The 816-nt window shown below is 39.8% G+C and carries 1 pseudogene; it reads left to right on the top strand.

From position 1 onward, the window contains the following. Positions 1-88: 88 nt before the first annotated feature. Positions 89-670: pseudogene (locus LPH68_RS26475) on the top strand (two-component regulator propeller domain-containing protein); the annotation flags it as partial. Positions 671-816 lie beyond the last annotated feature (146 nt).

The raw sequence follows: 816 nt of genomic DNA, 5'->3' as shown, positions 1-816 counted from the left end.
CTACTTGTTGAAAAAATCTGCGGGACACTGTTTTCTTGCAATATCCCGCAGATGAGTACTTTTTAAGGGACGACTAAGTAAGGGACAGATTTATAAGTACATAGGACTGGAAGACGGGTTGAATAATCAGAAAATATACCATATCCAAAAAGACCGACGGGGGTATATGTGGTTTCTGACTCAAGAAGGGATAGACCGTTATGATGGCAAACATATCAAGCATTACAACTTTTCAGACGATAACATGACGTTGGATTCACGGATTGCCTTGAATTGGCTTTATATGGACAACGGAAATGTATTATGGGTAATTGGTCAGAAAGGTCGTATTTTTAGGTATGATTCGCAGCATGACAAGTTTGAACTGGCTTATGTGCATCCGGAACTGATCAGAAATAAGTCGCAAGCATTTCTGAATTATGGTTATTTGGACAAAAATGACCGTATATGGTTGTGCTGTAAAGATAGCATTACCTGGTATGATACCCATACCGGAACAGTGTTACATATGTCGGTGCCGGTCGACGGTGAAATAACTACCATTGAACAGACAGATGGTAACCATTTTTTTATAGGTACGGGAAGTGGTTTATTTCGTGCCGGAATAGAAGAAGGGAAGTTAAAGGTGATTCCTGATGAAGCGTTGGAAAGCATCGCTCCAGTGCATCAGGGAAAACGCACGAGTTAAAACGCTTTAATAAAGTTGTTTATCAAATTAGCTAGATACTCATCACTCCATCCAGCCTTCTTCCTTTTCCTATTGACAGAAGTCTTCTTGTCTTCATCCTGATAATTCTTCAAAATGGTCAATGCCAT

It is taken from the genome of Bacteroides sp. 1_1_30 (assembly GCF_020982715.1).
Taxonomy (GTDB): domain Bacteria; phylum Bacteroidota; class Bacteroidia; order Bacteroidales; family Bacteroidaceae; genus Bacteroides; species Bacteroides xylanisolvens.
Note: the sequence above shows the minus strand (reverse complement) of the source record. Positions and strands in the feature narration are given on the sequence as shown.